Annotated in this window: 12 protein-coding genes and 1 pseudogene; 8 read left to right on the top strand and 5 right to left on the bottom strand. The window is 72.0% G+C overall.

Going from position 1 to position 15742, the window contains the following annotated elements; all coding sequences use genetic code 11:
• Nucleotides 1–81: 81 nt before the first annotated feature.
• Together ACH4NX_RS05305 and ACH4NX_RS05300 are read right to left on the bottom strand one after the other, a co-directional pair.
• Nucleotides 82–1236, bottom strand: coding sequence for an enolase C-terminal domain-like protein (locus ACH4NX_RS05305; protein ID WP_351400126.1), 1155 nt, complete (start codon nucleotides 1234–1236; stop codon nucleotides 82–84).
• A gap of 31 nt (nucleotides 1237–1267) precedes the next feature.
• Nucleotides 1268–2329, bottom strand: coding sequence for a glucose 1-dehydrogenase (locus ACH4NX_RS05300; RefSeq protein ID WP_351400127.1), 1062 nt, complete (start codon nucleotides 2327–2329; stop codon nucleotides 1268–1270).
• Between the two features lie 286 nt (nucleotides 2330–2615).
• Here ACH4NX_RS05300 and ACH4NX_RS05295 point away from each other — a divergent pair, with 286 nt between their 5' ends.
• Complete coding sequence (locus tag ACH4NX_RS05295) at nucleotides 2616–3413, top strand: ribonuclease BN (protein ID WP_351400128.1); 798 nt, start codon at nucleotides 2616–2618, stop codon at nucleotides 3411–3413.
• 125 nt (nucleotides 3414–3538) lie between these two features.
• On the opposite strand, the gene ACH4NX_RS05290 is transcribed toward ACH4NX_RS05295, so the two are convergent.
• The 3 genes and pseudogenes from ACH4NX_RS05290 to ACH4NX_RS05280 form a co-directional block, all read right to left on the bottom strand.
• Entirely contained in the window at nucleotides 3539–4660 is a 1122-nt protein-coding gene (locus ACH4NX_RS05290) for an SDR family oxidoreductase (protein WP_398126933.1), read from the bottom strand.
• Nucleotides 4657–4884 (bottom strand): annotated as a pseudogene (locus ACH4NX_RS05285) (thiamine pyrophosphate-requiring protein); the annotation flags it as partial. The gene ACH4NX_RS05290 and the pseudogene ACH4NX_RS05285, both read right to left, overlap by 4 nt.
• Nucleotides 4885–5115: 231 nt before the next feature.
• Nucleotides 5116–6102 (bottom strand): LacI family DNA-binding transcriptional regulator, encoded by a 987-nt coding sequence (locus ACH4NX_RS05280; RefSeq protein WP_398127167.1) that lies wholly within the window; start codon nucleotides 6100–6102, stop codon nucleotides 5116–5118.
• A gap of 320 nt (nucleotides 6103–6422) precedes the next feature.
• On the opposite strand from ACH4NX_RS05280, the gene ACH4NX_RS05275 reads away from it, so the two are divergent.
• The 7 genes from ACH4NX_RS05275 (at nucleotide 6423) to ACH4NX_RS05245 (ending at nucleotide 15719) form a co-directional block, all read left to right on the top strand.
• On the top strand, nucleotides 6423–7349 hold the full coding sequence (locus tag ACH4NX_RS05275) for a sugar ABC transporter permease (RefSeq protein WP_351400133.1): 927 nt from the start codon (nucleotides 6423–6425) through the stop codon (nucleotides 7347–7349).
• A gap of 6 nt (nucleotides 7350–7355) precedes the next feature.
• Nucleotides 7356–8306, top strand: a complete 951-nt coding sequence (locus ACH4NX_RS05270) for a carbohydrate ABC transporter permease (protein ID WP_398126934.1) — start codon at nucleotides 7356–7358, stop codon at nucleotides 8304–8306.
• Nucleotides 8307–8401: 95 nt separating this feature from the next.
• On the top strand, nucleotides 8402–9745 hold the full coding sequence (locus ACH4NX_RS05265) for a sugar ABC transporter substrate-binding protein (RefSeq protein ID WP_351400135.1): 1344 nt from the start codon (nucleotides 8402–8404) through the stop codon (nucleotides 9743–9745).
• Between the two features lie 107 nt (nucleotides 9746–9852).
• Entirely contained in the window at nucleotides 9853–11898 is a 2046-nt protein-coding gene (locus ACH4NX_RS05260; protein WP_351400136.1) for a beta-galactosidase, read from the top strand.
• Between the two features lie 124 nt (nucleotides 11899–12022).
• Nucleotides 12023–14074: an RICIN domain-containing protein gene (locus tag ACH4NX_RS05255; protein ID WP_398126935.1), complete on the top strand. Its 2052-nt coding sequence runs from the start codon at nucleotides 12023–12025 to the stop codon at nucleotides 14072–14074.
• Nucleotides 14075–14168: 94 nt separating this feature from the next.
• The gene (locus ACH4NX_RS05250) at nucleotides 14169–14810 is read left to right on the top strand and encodes a sugar O-acetyltransferase (RefSeq protein ID WP_398126936.1); all 642 of its coding nucleotides are present in this window, start codon (nucleotides 14169–14171) and stop codon (nucleotides 14808–14810) included.
• A 117-nt stretch (nucleotides 14811–14927) separates the two neighbouring features.
• Nucleotides 14928–15719 (top strand): SAM-dependent methyltransferase, encoded by a 792-nt coding sequence (locus ACH4NX_RS05245; protein WP_351400139.1) that lies wholly within the window; start codon nucleotides 14928–14930, stop codon nucleotides 15717–15719.
• Nucleotides 15720–15742: the final 23 nt, after the last annotated feature.

Raw genomic sequence — 15742 nt, 5'->3', positions numbered from 1 at the left:
GCCCGGTGGCCGGGGCCGTGGTCCCGGCCGAGGCGGGTGGCCGTGTCCCGGACGAGGCGGGTGGCCGTGTCCCGGACGAGGTCAGGACGGGCGTGTTCCGTGGACGCGGTAGGGCTCCGCGTCGGCCCACCTGACCTCCAGGCCGAGTCCCGGCCGGCCCGTGTCGGGGCGCAGGGCGCCTTGGTCGAGTGCCGGAACGCCGTCGAACAGCAGACGCTCGACGCGCACGTGGTCGTGGAAGTACTCCAGGTGCCGCAGCCGGCGCACGGCGCGGAAGGCGTGGGCGGATACCGCCGGGGCGCAGTGCGCGGACAGGTCGAGGTGGTGGGCCGCGGACAGACCCGCGACCTCCAGCACGCCGGTGATGCCGCCGCACCGGGTGACGTCGGCCTGGAGGCAGTCCACAGCGGGTCCGTCCACAAGGTTGACGAAGTCCCGCGCGGTGAAGGCGTACTCCCCCGCGGTGATCTCCAGGCGGGCCGGCCCCCGGGCGCGGAGCATGCGCAGCCCTTCCAGGTCCGCCGAGCTCACGGGCTCCTCGAACCACCGCACGTCCCACTCGTCGTGAAACCTGTGCGCCCAGTACAGGGCCTCCTTGCGGCCCAGCGCACCGTTGGCGTCGGTGAACAGCTCCGGCTCGTCCCCGACCGCGCGGCGCACGGCGGTCAGGCGCCGGGCGTCGGTCTCCGGTTCCCGGGAGGTCTTCAGCTTCACGCGGGGGATGCCCTGCTCCACCCAGCCGGTGAGCTGGTCGGCGAGGCGGCCCGGGGAGTAGTTGGTGAAGCCGCCGCTGCCGTAGACCGGCACCCGGTCGTGGTGGGCCGGCAGCAGGTGGGCCAGGGGAAGCCCCAGCAGCCTCGCCTTGAGGTCCCACAGGGCCACGTCGACGGCGGACAGCGCCATGGCGCCGGCACCGGGGCGGCCGGCGTTGCGCATCCGCTTCCCCATCCGCTCCCACGACGCGGGCGGCGAGGAGACCGGCCCGCCCTCGATCACCGGAGCCAGTACGGAACTCACGAAGGTCGCCACCGACACGTCCCCGTAGGTGTAGCCGAGGCCGCTCCTGCCACCGGCGTGCACCCGCACGAGCACCAGGGTCGTGGAGTCCCATTCCAGGGTGCCGTCCTGTTCCCGGCCGCCGGGGCCGTCGGTGGGGACCTCGAAGGCGTGCACGTCGACGGCGTCGACCACGTACTCGTCCAGCTCCTTGGCGTCGAAGCCGGTGGCCGGCGTCATCGTGTACTCCCTCGGGTCGTCCCGTGAGCGGTCAGGGCGCGCCGCCCTCCAGCATGATCACCGTCTTGATGTCGTCGGCGCTCCGCTCGAACGCCCGTGTCGCCCGTTCCAGCGGTTCGCGACGGGTGAGGAGCCGGTGGAGCCAGTCCCGGTCGGCTCGTGCCAGGGCGTCGGCGGCCTGCCGGAAGTGGCGGAGGTTGGCGTTGACGGAGCCCACGACGACGTCGTTCTCCAGCACGATGTCGCGGTTCACCGTGCCGGCGTCGACGGTCAGGCTCCGCCCGGCGGTCGAGACACCCGTGAGGCAGACGATGCCGTACGCCGCCGTTCCGCGGATCGCGTCGAACACCAGCCGGGCGGCCCCGGTGGCCTCGACCACGACGTCCGGGCGTACGGCGGCGAACACGTCGTCGGCCGCGCCGCTGTGGTACGTCGCCCCCAGCGCCCGCACGAGGTCCGGTTTGGGCCCGTCCGTGACCAGGTCCAGGACGTGCACGTCGAGGCCCCGCTGCCGGCCGAGCAGGGCGGCGAGGAGGCCGATGGGGCCGGCGCCGGTCACCAGTACGCTGCGGGGTTCGAACCAGGCCCTGGCGCCCACCCTCTCGATCTGCTCCCATGCCTTGGCCACGACACTGGCCGGCTCCATGAGCACGCCCGCGAGGCCGAGCCCCTCGTCGATCCGCACGGCGTAGCCGGTCTCCAGGCGCCACAGCTCGGCGCCGTACCCGTCGAGTTCCCTGATGCCGCGTTCGCGGTAGCGGCCGTTGCGGCACATGTCGAACTCTCCGTGCGCGCAAGCTCCGCAGGGCTCCGGGTCGGGGCGCCGCACCACGCCGGCCACCAGGTCACCGACGGCGAATCCACTGCCGGACGGTGCCTCGGCGACACGTCCGAGGGACTCGTGGCCGAGGATGAGCCGGTCGTGGCCCGGCGCCGCCCTGCCGTACTCGCCCGAGGCGATCTCCCGGTCCGTGCCGCACACGCCCAGTGCCGTCCCGCGGACCAGGAGTTCACCGGCGGCCGGCCTCGGGTCCGCGACCTCCTCCACCCCGAGCGAGCCGGGCCGGCCGGGGCGGACGGTCAGTGCGCGCATGGTGCTCACCCTCTCGGCTCGCCTTCCCGGAGCCGGTTCCCCGCATCGCCCGGCCCATGCGGAGGCCGTCCGGTCCGGCGTGGTGGCGGTCGCGATCCGGGCGTGGTGGCGGTCGCGGTCCGGGCGTGGCAGGCGCCCGGCCCGGGTGGCGACCCGTCCGGGGGCGCGAGGGCCGTCCGGGTGGGCGCGGCGGGCGTCCGGGTGGCACCGCGTTTGTCCGGGCCGCCGACGGGTCACACAGTTCCGCGTCCGCGAGCCATCGAAGGGACCGCCCGAGGAGCACCCCGTGAACCGCTTCCGGCAGCCGTTCCACCGCGTGTGGGACCGGTTGGCCGCGTCCTCCCTCGTCCGGCGCGGCCGGGACCTGGAGCTGATGCACCGGGCCATGGGGTTCGCCACGCTCGCCCTGGTGACGCTGGCCCCGCTGCTGATCGTGGTGGCCGCCTTCGATCCCCTGGGACGCGGCGGTTTCGGGTCCTGGCTGGCCGACGGCATGGGGCTGTCCGGCCGGTCCGCCCGGGTACTGACCGGCATCATCACTCCGCCGACCAAGATCGTCGGCACCACGAGCGTGTGGGGCGGTATCGCGCTCGCCGTGTTCGGCGTGTCCTTCGCGGCGAGCGTGCAGAACGGCTACGAGCGGATCTGGGAGCTGCCCTCCGGACCGTGGCACCGCGTCTGGCGCCAGATGACCTGGGTGGTCGCGCTGACCGCGTACCTCTACCAGGAGGTGCAGACGCGGACCGCTGTGCACGGGTCGGTGCGGATCGTGCTGTCCACGGCGACGGGCGTGCTGTTCTTCTGGTGGGGCCAGCATTTCCTGCTGGGCAGCCAGGTCCGGTGGCGGGACCTGCTGCCGGGAGCGATCGCGACCATGGTGGGCCTGATCGGCCTGCGCGGCTTCTCGTTCCTCGTCTTCACTCCCCTCATCCTCGACAACGCGATCAGCTACGGCACGGTCGGCATCGTGCTGGTGGTGGAGTCCTGGCTGATCGGGGTCGGGTTCGTGGTCTTCGGCGGCTCGATGGTCGGCCACTGGTTCTGCGAGCACCACTGGTGGACACGCACCGTCGACCGTGAATGACCCGTCCGCCGCCGTCGCAGCGGTGCGGGCACGATCCGGTGCTGTGACGTCACCGCGGGGCCGGCCGCCCTGAGCGGCGGCGCCCGTCCCGTCCGGGGACTACGTCCACGGCCCCCGGCCGGGAACTACATCCACGGCCTCCGGCCGGTGAACCCGGCCCACCACGGGGACGCGGCCCCACCGCGCCGGGAGCGCCGGCGCGCGCCGTCGGCCAGTGCCGCGGCGGCCGTGGTGGTCACGGCGGCGGCCAGCGCGAGCGGGCGGCGGTGGCGGGACAGCCAGAACTGGAGGCTGCGCGAGTGGGACTCGTCGTCGAAGACGCCGTGCGCGCCGTAGTCGGCCGGTGCGGTGTCGTCCGGGGGCTCGTAGAGGTTGACCGGGCGGGACGGGTCGACGGGCTCGTCGGTCTGCTGCCCGTCGTAGCCGGTCCGGGCCAGATAGCGGTCCAGCAGGCCCGGGGCGAGCTTCTGGCCGAGCAGGGTGGCGACGGTGGATCCGCCGACCCAGTACTCGCGCCGCCCGGGATGGTCGGCGGCGTACAGGACCGCCTCGGCGGCGACCTCGGGCTGGTAGACGGGAGTCACCGGGCGCGGATGCCTGGGCAGCCGGGTGAGGACCCAGCTGAACTGGGGCGTGTTGAGCCCGGGCATCTGGACCATGGTCACCCGTACCCCGCTGCGGTCGTGCAGCAGCTCGCAGCGCAGGGACTCGGTGAAGCCCTGGATGGCGTGCTTGGCCCCGCAGTACACCGCCTGGAGCGGGACGCTGCGCCGGGCGAGGGCCGACCCCACCTGCACGATGGTGCCGCGATCGCGCGGCGTCATGTGCCTCAGGGCCGCCTGGGTGCCGTGGACGAAGCCGAAATAGGTCACCTCGGTGGCCCGTTTCAGCTCTTTCGGGCTGATCTCCGCCACCGGGGCGAAGACGGTCGCGAACGCCGCGTTCACCCAGACGTCGATCGGGCCGAGCTCCGCCTCGGTCCGGGCGGCCGCCGCGTCGACGGCCTCCGGATCACAGACGTCCACCACCAGGGGCAGCGCGCGTCCGCCGGCCTCCCGGACCTCCTCGGCCGCCTGCTCCAGGGCGTACTCGCCGCGCGCGAGCAGGGCCACGGAACTCCCGCGGGCGCCGAAGGCCCGGGCGACGGCCCGGCCGACGCCGCCGGTCGCCCCGGTGACGACGACGACCTCGGTGCTGTCCGCCCGGCGGTGCCGCCCGCCTCGCCCGGCCCCGCGTCCACTCCTCACTTCTTGCCCCGGCCGGGGAGGTGCCCGGCGTACTCGGTGAGCTTCTGGCGAACGCCCCTGGTGGCGATCCCGGTGAGCTGCGGGTCGTGCAGCGCCGCCTTGACGGCCTTCTTGCCCTGCTCCTTCATGATGTGCGGCGGGATCGGCGCGATCTCCGCGTCGACCTTGAACTCCAGGACCACCGGCCGGCCGGCGGCGAGCGCCTCGTCCCAGGCGGAACCGAGCACATGGTCGGCGACTTCGGTCATGGAGCTCTCCCGGGCGTGGGGGCGGACGGCTGTCGGCTTGTGGAGTTGCCTTCACCGGCAGGCCGTAAACCGGGCGGTACCCATCCGTTCGGACAGGAATCGGCCCGGTCGTCACGCGGAGTGAACGAGGGCGGGCGTACCGCGGGACACCCCCGTGGCTACGGCCGACCCGCCCTGGACCGTGGCTCCGGCCCCGCCCCATGCCCTCTACTCCGGTGGTCCCGCCGTACTCGCCCGGGTCACCAGCCGGGTCGGCACGAGCGTCGTGCCGCGCTCCGGGCCGTCCTGGCGCATCTTGCGCAGCACGGCCTCCACACAGAGCCGCCCGACCTCGGCGAAGTCCTGGTGGACGGTGGTCAGCGGGGGCAGGAAGGAGCCCGCCTCGGGGATGTCGTCGAAGCCGATGACGCTGACGTCCTCGGGAACGCGCCGGCCGCGTTCGTGCAGGGCGCGCATCAGGCCCAGGGCCATCTGGTCGTTGGCCGCGAAGACGGCCGTGCACTCCTTACGGGCGGCGAGTTCCAGGCCGGCCCGGTAGCCGGACTCCGCCGACCAGTCACCCCGGGTGAGGGGCGGCGGGGTGCGGCCGGCCTCCGTCAGCGTCCGCCGCCAGGCGTCGGTGCGGCGCTGGGCGGCGAAGGAGCCCTCGGGCCCGCCCAGGTGCCACACCGTGTCGTGCCCGAGGTCCAGCAGATGGCGGACGGCCGCGCGGGTGCCGCCGGCCTGGTCGGTGTCGACGACCGTGTAGTGGTCGCCGGCGTCGGAGTCGACGACGACCACCTGCACGTGGGGCGGCAGTCTGAGGGAGGCCGCGTCCAGCAGGTGGACCTCCATGATGACGATCACCGCGTCGACGGCGAGTTCCTCCAGCCGGGAGAAGGCGCCCCGCACCTCGTCCTGGGTCGGGACGGCGACCGGCAGCAGCGTCACCGCGTACCCCTCGCTCGCCGCGGACGTGGCGATGGCCTCCAGGGTGCGCACGTTGCCCGTGGTGGCCAGCGAGAAGGTGATGACGCCGATGGTGCGGAACTCGCCGCGCTTCAGCGCCCGGGCCGCGCTGTTGGGCCGGTAGCCCAGCTCCTTCATGGCCGCCAGCACCTGGTGCCGGGTCTCCTCGGTCACGCCGGCGTAGCCGTTGGAGACGCGGGAGACGGTCTGCGAGGAGACCCCCGCGAGCCGGGCCACGTCCGCCATGGACGCCGTCGGCGCCCGGCCGCCGCGGCGGCGCCGCGTCCCCGCGTCCCGCGCGCCCGCGACTTCCTCAGCGGTGTCCACTGCCGTTCGCCACCTCTCCAGCCACCTCTCCGCGACGGTCCGAGCCCCGCTGCCGAAGGACCCTTGACCGTCGTCCTCGGGGCAGTGTAGACATGCCGCCATCAAATGTTTACGTAAACATAACAGCCCCCCGATCAGCGGAACCTCCCTTCCGCGCTACTCGATGTTTACGCAAACATGCTGAGGCTCCAGGACTCTCAGGACGTGGACGAGCAGGACGTGGACGAGCGAGGAACGACATGACGACGCTGCAACCCCCGGCCGCCGCCGAACCGCGGCCCGCCCCACCTCCGGCGAGGCGGGAGCGCCGCTCCTGGACGGGGTGGGGCTTTCTCGGTCCCTTCGTGGCCGTGTTCGCCCTGGTGTTCCTCGCGCCGCTCGCGTACTCGGTCTACCTCAGCCTCTTCCGCGACCAGCTCATCGGCGGAACCACCTTCGTCGGCCTGGACAACTACAGCCAGGCGCTCGGGGACGAACAGTTCTGGGCCTCCCTCGGCCGGGTCTCGCTCTTCCTCGCCGTGCAGGTGCCGATCATGCTCGGCATCGCGCTGCTGGTGGCACTGGCGCTGGACAGCGGACGCCTCTACGGCCGGGACTTCTTCCGCATCTCGATCTTCCTGCCGTACGCCGTGCCCGCGGTGGTGGCCACCCTGATGTGGGGCTTCATGTACGGCACCCGGTTCGGCCTGCTCGGCGACATCAACAGCGCCCTGGGCGTGTCCCTGCCCGACCCGCTCTCCCCCGACCTGGTGCTGGCCTCCATCGGCAACATCGTGACCTGGGAGTTCGTCGGCTACAACATGCTGATCTTCTACGCGGCGCTGCGCGTCATACCGAACTCGCTGTACGAGGCGGCCCAGATCGACGGCGCGGGCCAGATCCGCGTGATCACGGCCATCAAGCTCCCCGCCATCCGCGGTGCCCTGGTGATCGCGACGATCTTCTCGATCATCGGCAGCTTCCAGCTCTTCAACGAACCGAGCATCCTGCAGCCGCTGGCGCCCAACGCCATCACGACCGACTACACACCGAACTACTACACGTACTCGCTGTCCTTCAACGGCCAGCAGCACAACTACTCCGCGACGGTCGCCATCGTCATGGGGCTGATCACCATGGTCATCGCCTACGTCGTCCAGCTGCGCGGCATGCGCAAGGGAGTGTGAGCAGCGATGACCAATCCTGTCGTCACCGCCTCCGAGCGTTCCGCGAACGCCCCGTCCGGCACCACGGGACCGGTGCCCCGGCTGCGTGCGTCCCGGCGCCGGCACTCCCCCGGCAAGCCCCGGCGCAGCGTACTGCTGACCGTGCTCACCTCACTGGTGCTGCTGTACAGCCTGGTGCCGCTGATCTGGCTGGCCATCAGCGCCACCAAGACGCAGGAGGGACTGTCCCGCTCCTTCGGCCTGTGGTTCGACGGCGACTTCGCCCTGTGGGACAACGTCGCCCAGACCTTCACCTACGACGACGGCGTCTTCACCCGCTGGCTGCTGAACACCCTGCTGTACGTGGGACTGGGCGCCGGCGGTGCCACCTTCCTGGCCGTCCTCGGCGGCTACGCGCTCGCCAAGTTCGACTTCCCCGGCCGGCGTGCCGTCTTCGCCGTCGTCATCGGCGCGGTGGCCGTGCCGGGTACGGCGCTGGCGGTGCCCACCTTCCTGATGTTCAGCGAGATGGGACTCACCAACACCCCCTGGGCGGTGATCATCCCGTCCCTGATCTCGCCGTTCGGCCTGTACCTGATGTGGGTGTTCGCCACCGACGCCGTCCCGGCCGAACTGATGGAGGCCGCCCGCATCGACGGCGCCGGCGAGGTGCGGACCTTCTTCCAGGTCGCCCTGCCGCTGCTGGCGCCCGGCATCGTCACCGTCCTGCTCTTCACCATGGTCGCGACCTGGAACAACTTCTTCCTGCCGCTGGTCATGCTCAAGGACCCCGACTGGTATCCGCTGACCCTCGGCCTGAACAGCTGGAACGCCCAGGCCGCGACCGCGGGCGGCGAGGCCGTCTTCAACCTGGTGGTCACCGGGTCGCTCATCACCATCCTGCCCCTGATCGCCGCGTTCCTGCTGCTCCAGAAGTACTGGCAGTCCGGACTCGCCGCCGGAAGCGTCAAGGAGTAGCGCCGCACAGCTCCGAGCAGCCCCTCCACTGCCCCGAAAGCCCCTCCAACCCTCGACGGTGCCGGTTCCGGCCACGAAGAAGTGGAAGCAATCCCATGCCCAAGCACTCGCGCCGCCTCCTGCGCGGCACAGTCCTCGTCTGCGCCCTCGCCCTGGGGGCGACCGCCTGCGGAGACTCCGACGACGGCGGACCGAGCCGGAAGGCGGTCTCCGAGGCGGACATCCAGGCGGCCCTCGAGAAGGGCGGCACCGTCACCGTCTGGGCATGGGAACCCACGCTCGAGCAGGTGGCCACCGACTTCGAGAAGGAACACCCCGGCGTCAAGGTCGACCTCGTCAACGCGGGCACCAACAACGAGCAGTACACCGCCCTGCAGAACGCCATCTCGGCGAAGAAGGGCGTCCCGGACGTCGCCCAGATCGAGTACTACGCGATGGGCCAGTACGCCCTGACCGAGCAGCTCGCCGACCTCAAGGCCTTCGGCGCCGACAAGCTCTCCGCCACGTTCTCCCCGGGCCCGTGGAACGGCGTGAAGGCAGGCTCGGACGGCATCTACGCGCTGCCGATGGACTCCGGCCCGATGGCGCTGTTCTACAACAAGAAGGTCTTCGACAAGTACGGCATCGAGGTGCCCACCACCTGGGCCGAGTACCTGGACGCGGCCCGCGACCTGCACAAGGCCGACCCGAAGGCGTACATCACCGCCGACATCGGCGACGCCGGGCTCACCACCAGCATGCTCTGGCAGGCCGGTTCGCGTCCCTACACGGTCGACGGCACCAAGGTGCGGATCGACTTCTCGGACCAGGGAGCCAAGACGTACACCGACACCTGGCAGAAGCTCATCGACGAGAAGCTCCTCGCTCCCGTCAACTCCTGGACCGACGAGTGGTACAAGGGCCTCGGTGACGGCACCATCGCCACCCTCGCCACCGGCGCCTGGATGCCCGCCAACCTCGCCTCGGGTGTGAAGGACGCCGCCGGTGACTGGCGCGTCGCCCCGCTGCCGCAGTGGACGGCGGGCGGCAAGGCCGGCGCGGAGAACGGCGGCAGCGCGCTCGCGCTGCCGGAGCTCGGCGAGAACGAGGCGCTGGCGTACGCCTTCGTCGAGTACGCGAACGCGGGCGACGGCGTGCGGACCCGCCTGGAGAACGGCGCCTTCCCGGCGACCAACGCCGATCTGCGGTCCGCGGAGTTCCAGGACACCGCGTTCCCCTACCTCGGCGGCCAGAAGGCCAACAAGATCTTCGCCGAGTCCGCCGCGAACGTCGCCGACGACTGGGCCTACCTGCCCTACCAGGTGTACGCGAACTCGGTCTTCAACGACACCGTCGGCAAGGCCTACGTCTCCGGCACCACCCTGGCCGAGGGCCTGAGGTCCTGGCAGGAGGCGTCCGTCGAGTACGGCACCGAGCAGGGCTTCACCGTCGAGAAGTAGCAGTCGGAAAGCAGTACCGGCAGCACACGATGCGGCGGCCCGCGGGGCGGCGGCGCGACTCACCCACCGCCGCTCCCGACCGCACGCACCACACCGGAAGGACCGCCATGATCTCCACCCTTCTGTCCCGCCTGCGGCGCGGGCCGGACGGTGCCCCCGCCCCCCGTCTCGCCTTCGGCGCCGACTACAACCCCGAGCAGTGGCCCCGGGAGGTGTGGGAGGAGGACGTACGGCTGATGCGCGAGGCCGGCGTCAACGTCGTGTCGCTGGCCATCTTCTCCTGGGCGCACCTCCAGCCGGGCCCGGACGCCTGGGACTTCGCCTGGCTCGACGAGGTCATGGACCTGCTGTACGAGAACGGCGTCGGCGTCGACCTGGCCACCGCCACCGCCTCCCCGCCGCCCTGGCTGACCACCGCGCACCCGGAGATCCTCCCGGTCACCGACCGGGGCGAGACCCTGTCGCCGGGCGCGCGCCAGCACTGGCGCCCGACCTCGCCCGTCTTCCGCGAGCACGCCCTGCGCCTGGTCCGGGAGATGGCGACCCGCTACGCCGACCACCCGGCCCTGGTCGCCTGGCACGTCAACAACGAGCTGGGCTGCCACAACGTCCACGACTACTCGGACGACGCGGCCCGCGCCTTCCGCGACTGGCTGCGCGCCCGGTACACCACACTGGACGCCCTCAACCACGCCTGGGGTACGGCGTTCTGGTCGCAGCGCTACAGCGACTGGGAGCAGATCCTGCCGCCGCGGCTGGCCGCCTCGCACCCGAATCCGACCCAGCAGCTGGACTTCAAGCGTTTCTCGTCGGACGCGCTCAAGGACTACCTGCGCGCGGAGCGGGCGGTCCTGCGCGAGGTCACGCCCGACGTGCCCGTCACCACCAACTTCATGGTGATGCCCGGCACCAAGGGCATGAATTACGCGGACTGGGCGGACGAGGTGGACTTCGTCGCCAACGACCACTACGTCGTGCCGGGCCCCCAGGCCCGCGACGAGCTGTCCTTCTCGGCGAACCTCACCAGCGGCATCGCCGGCGGCCGCCCCTGGTTCCTGATGGAGCACTCCACGAGTGCCGTGAACTGGCAGCCCGTGAACCTGGCCAAGCGGCCGGGTGAGATGGCCCGGGACTCGCTGACGCACGTGGCGCACGGCGCCGACGCGGTCTGCTTCTTCCAATGGCGCCAGTCCGCGGCCGGCGCCGAGAAGTACCACTCGGCGATGGTCCCGCACGCCGGCGTGGACAGCGACCTGTTCCGCGCGGTCACCGCGCTCGGCGACACCCTGAAGACGCTGGCACCGGTGGCCGGGAGCGAGCGGGAGCCCGCCGGGGTCGGCATCCTCTTCGACTGGGAGTCGTGGTGGGCGAGCGAGCAGGACTCGCACCCGACCTCGCTGCTCGACTACCACCGGGAGGCACTCGACTGGTACTCGGCGCTGCTCTCCCTCGGCATCCGCGCCGACGTCGTCACCACCGGCGCCGACCTGAGCCGGCACCGGATGCTGATCGCGCCCGTGCTGCACCTGGTCCCGGCCGAGCTCGCCAAGGACCTCACCCGGTACGCCGAGCAGGGCGGGCACCTGGTGACCACGTACTTCTCCGGTGTCGTCGACGAGAACGACCACGTCTGGCTCGGCGGCTACCCGGGCGCCCTGCGGGACCTGCTCGGCATCCGCGTCGAGGAGTTCGGCCCGCTGCCCGCCGGGCAGTGCGTGGAGCTGGACGACGCGAGCACCGGCGGCCTGTGGACCGACCACATCACCGTCACCGCGCCTTCGACGGAGGTCCTGGCCCACTACCGCACCGGCGCGTACGCGGACCGCCCGGCCGTCACCCGGCGTACGACGGGCGACGGTTCGGCCACCTACGTCTCGACCCGGCTCGGCGCGGACGGGCTCGCCTCGCTGCTGCCGCGGCTGCTGGAGCCGGCCGGCGTGACGAGCGAACTGCCCGCCCAGGTACGGGGATCGGTCGAGACCACCGTGCGCCGCGGTCCCGGCGGCCGGTTCCTGTTCCTGGTCAACCGGACCGACCGGGCGGTGTCCGTCCCGGGCGTCACCGGAGAGGTTCTGGTGGGCGGCACCGACGCGGACGGCGCCGTCGTCCTCGCGCCCCGGGGCGTCGCCGTCGTGCGCACGCCCACCGGCTGAGCCGCCCCGGCGGCACACTCACGACTCCCCGGAGCGGTACGCACGCTCCGGGGCCACCCCCTTCCGCCCGGACCGGGGCGAAGGGGCCACCGCAGCGACCACACCTCTCAGTTGGGAGCACACGTTGGCACGCCGTACCCGCAGCAGACACCTCCTCACAGGCGCCGTCCTGACCGCCCTGGCCACGGGGGCCGCCCTGATCAGCGTCCCCGCGCAGGCCGAACCGGTCACGGCGGCCGCCGCCTCCGTCACCGTGCGGCCTGACCCGTCGTACCAGCAGGAGAGGTTCGAGGGCTGGGGCACCAGTCTGGTCTGGTTCGCCAACGCCACCGGCGACTACCCGCCCGAGATCCGCGAGAAGCTGGCCCGGCTCCTCTTCGGCGACGACGGCCTGGGGCTGAACATCGCGCGCTACAACATCGGCGGCGGCAACGCACCGGACGTCGAGGACTACCTGCGCGCCGGCGGCGCCGTCGAGGGCTGGTGGCAGGCCCCCGCGGGCACCACGCGCGAGGACACCGACTGGTGGAGCGCCGACGACCCGGCCGACTGGAACGAGGACGCCGACGCCACCCAGCGCTGGTGGGTGGAACGCATCAAGGACGACATCGACCACTGGGAGACGTTCAGCAACTCCCCGCCCTGGTTCATGACCGTCAGCGGCTACGTCTCCGGCGGCTTCGACTCCTCCGCCGACCAGCTGAGGTCCGATTCGGTCGAGGACTTCGCTGCCTACGTGGCGGGGGCGACGAAGCGGCTGGAGCGGGCCGAGGGCATCGAGGTCGACACCGTCGACCCGTTCAACGAGCCCAACACCCCCTACTGGGGCACCCGGCTGGGCGCGGACGGCGAGCCCGTCGGCGGCCGGCAGGAAGGGGCCCACATGGGCCCCGAGCTCCAGCGCGAGGTCCTGCGCGCTCTGGCTCCCGCGCTGAGGAAGGCGAAGGTCAAGGCGGACATCTCGGCGATGGACGAGACCAACCCGGGTACCTTCGCGACGAACTGGAACGCCTACTCCCAGGCCGACCGCGACCTCGTCGACCAGATGAACGTCCACACCTACGGCACCGGGCAGCGCACCACCGTGCGGGACCTGTCCAAGGCCGCGGACAAACCGCTGTGGATGAGCGAGGTCGGCGGCGACTGGGGCGACGGACAGGACTTCGAGGACATGCGGCCCGGCCTCGGCCTCGCCCAGCAGATCGTCGACGACCTGCGTGAACTGGAGCCCCGTGCCTGGGTGTTCTGGCAGCCCGTCGAGGACTACGACAACATGAAGCCCGGCGGCGAATCCGCCGGGGGCGGCAACTGGGGCAGCATCCAGCTCCCGTTCGACTGCACCGCCGAGGACACCCTCGAGACCTGCCCGATCCGGACCAACACCAAGTTCGACACCGCCCGCAACTTCACCCACTTCATCCAGCCCGGGGACCGGCTGATCAAGACGGACGACACCTCCAGCGCCGCCGCCGTCACCCGCGACGGCAAGGGCGCCTCGCTCGTCCACGTCAACCGCGCCACCGAGGCCCGCACGGTCACCGTCGACCTGTCGAAGTTCCGCGACGTACGCCGGGGCGCCACCGTCACCCCGGTCGTGACCAGCGCCGACGGCAAGCTCGACCAGCGGGCCCCGATCAGGGTGAGCGACCGCGCGGCCACCTTCACCGTGCCCGCCGAGTCCGTGACCTCCTTCGAGATCAAGGGCGTCTCCGGCGTCGCGAAGGACGCCGCCCCGCTGCGCAAGGGCCACACCTACACGCTGACCGGTGTGCAGAGCGGCAAGGCCGTCACCGTCGCGGCGGGCGGCACGGACCTCGTCCTCGGCGGCGAGGCCGGCACGAGCGCCCAGCGGTGGCGGCTCGGCGCGGTGCGCCACGACAGCGGTGTACGCGACCGCTATGTCTTCACCGATCCCGCCGGCGGCACGCGGCTGGCCGTACGCGACGACGTCCCGGTGGCCGAGCCCGACACCGGCAAGCGCGACAAGGCCGCCGAGTGGATCATGTCGACCACCGGTGACGGCACCTGGACCCTGGTCAACGCGGCCACCGGGCGCCTGCTCGAAGTAGGCGGCCAGGCGACGCACGAGGGCGCGGCCGTCACGACGTGGCCGCCCAACTCCGGCGCCAACCAGCGCTGGACCGTGACGGACGTGTCCGCCGCGAACACCGGCTGACGACCGCCACCACATCCACGGGTTCCGCCCGCACCGCACCGGTCCCGGGGCGGTGCGGGCGGAACCCGCACACACGCCGGCTGAAGGAGGCCACATGACGACCGATCCGCGCGAGACCGAGGTCCGCCGCAGGATGGCGGCGCGAGAGCTCTACTCGGACGGAGCGCCGGGCCTAAAGGCCCTGGCGGAGGAACGGCTTCGGGGCAAGGAGCTGGCCGACGCCTACAACCGGACCGGAGCCCGGGACGAGGAGGGCCGCCGGACGATCCTGAAGGAGATGCTCGGCTCCGTGGGCACCGGAGTGTGGATCGAGCCTCCGCTGCACGTGGCCTACGGCAACCGTGTGCACCTCGGCGACGACGTGTACGTCAACTTCGGACTCACCCTCGTCGACGACGTCGAGGTCTTCGTCGGGGACCGGGTGATGTTCGCCCCGCACGTGACCATCAGCACCACCGGACACCCCGTCCACCCGGAGCTGCGCGGGGACGGTACGCAGTTCTCGGCGCCGGTACGCGTCGAGGACGACGTGTGGATCGGGGCGGGGGCGCTGATCATGCCGGGGATCACCGTCGGCCGGGGCTCGGTGGTCGGCGCGGGCAGCGTGGTGACGGCGCACGTGCCGCCCATGGTGGTCGTCGCCGGGACTCCGGCGCGGATCGTACGCGAGATCACCGACGCCGACCGGGAGTGGACCTACCGCCCGCCCCGCACCCTGCGCCCCGGCGCCGGATGACCTGCGCGGAGAGAGCGGCAACTCCCGGTGTCCGTACGGCACATGGCACGACGCGCGGAGCAGTACGATGATCGGAGACCGCGGCGGAGCGTCACCTCCCGGAGCACGGAGCCTGCCATGACGACGGACCATTCCCAGCCTCCCCACATCGACACCGGCCGGGCCCACCCGGCGCGTGTCTACGACTGGCTGCTGGGCGGCAAGGACAACTACCCCGTCGACGAGGCGGTGGGCGAGACACTGCCGCCCCAGGCGCGGGACGCGGCGCGGCAGAACCGCGCGTTCATGAACCGTGCGGTGGCGTCTCTCGCCGCTCGGGGCGTCGACCAGTTCCTGGACATCGGCACCGGTATCCCGACGGAGCCCAACCTCCACCGGATCGTCCAGCGGACGGTGCCGACGGCCAGGGTCGTCTACGCGGACAACGATCCGATCGTCCTGCGCCACGCGGAGGCCCTGCTGGTCAGCAGTCCCGAGGGGGCCACGGACTACATCCAGGCCGATGTCCGGGAGCCGGACGGGATCGTGCGGCACGCCCGGGAGATCCTGGACTTCGACCGGCCGATCGCCCTGTCGCTGATCGCCCTGATGCACTTCGTCCCGGACGAGCAGGACGCCCACGGCATCGTCCGCCACCTGGTCGGGGCCCTCCCGTCGGGCAGCCACCTGGTCCTCACGCACGCCGCGATCGACCTCTTCCCGGAGCTGGCCGAGCAGGTGATCGCCCAGTACGCCAAGGGCGGCATCCGGCTCGGCTTCCGCACCCGCGCGGAGGTGGCACGCTTCTTCGACGGGCTGGAGCCGGCACCGCCCGGCCTGGTCACGGCCACCGAGTGGTACGGCGCCGGCCAGAAGCCGCCCGCGCCCGAGGAGAGCGGTATCTACGCGGGCGTGGCGCGTATCCCCTGACCGGGAGGGGCCCGGGGCGGCGG

The organism is Streptomyces sp. NPDC017225, assembly GCF_044331465.1.
GTDB lineage: Bacteria > Actinomycetota > Actinomycetes > Streptomycetales > Streptomycetaceae > Streptomyces.
The sequence above is the reverse complement of the archived record's forward strand: the minus strand, read 5'-3'. Positions and strand labels throughout refer to the sequence as shown.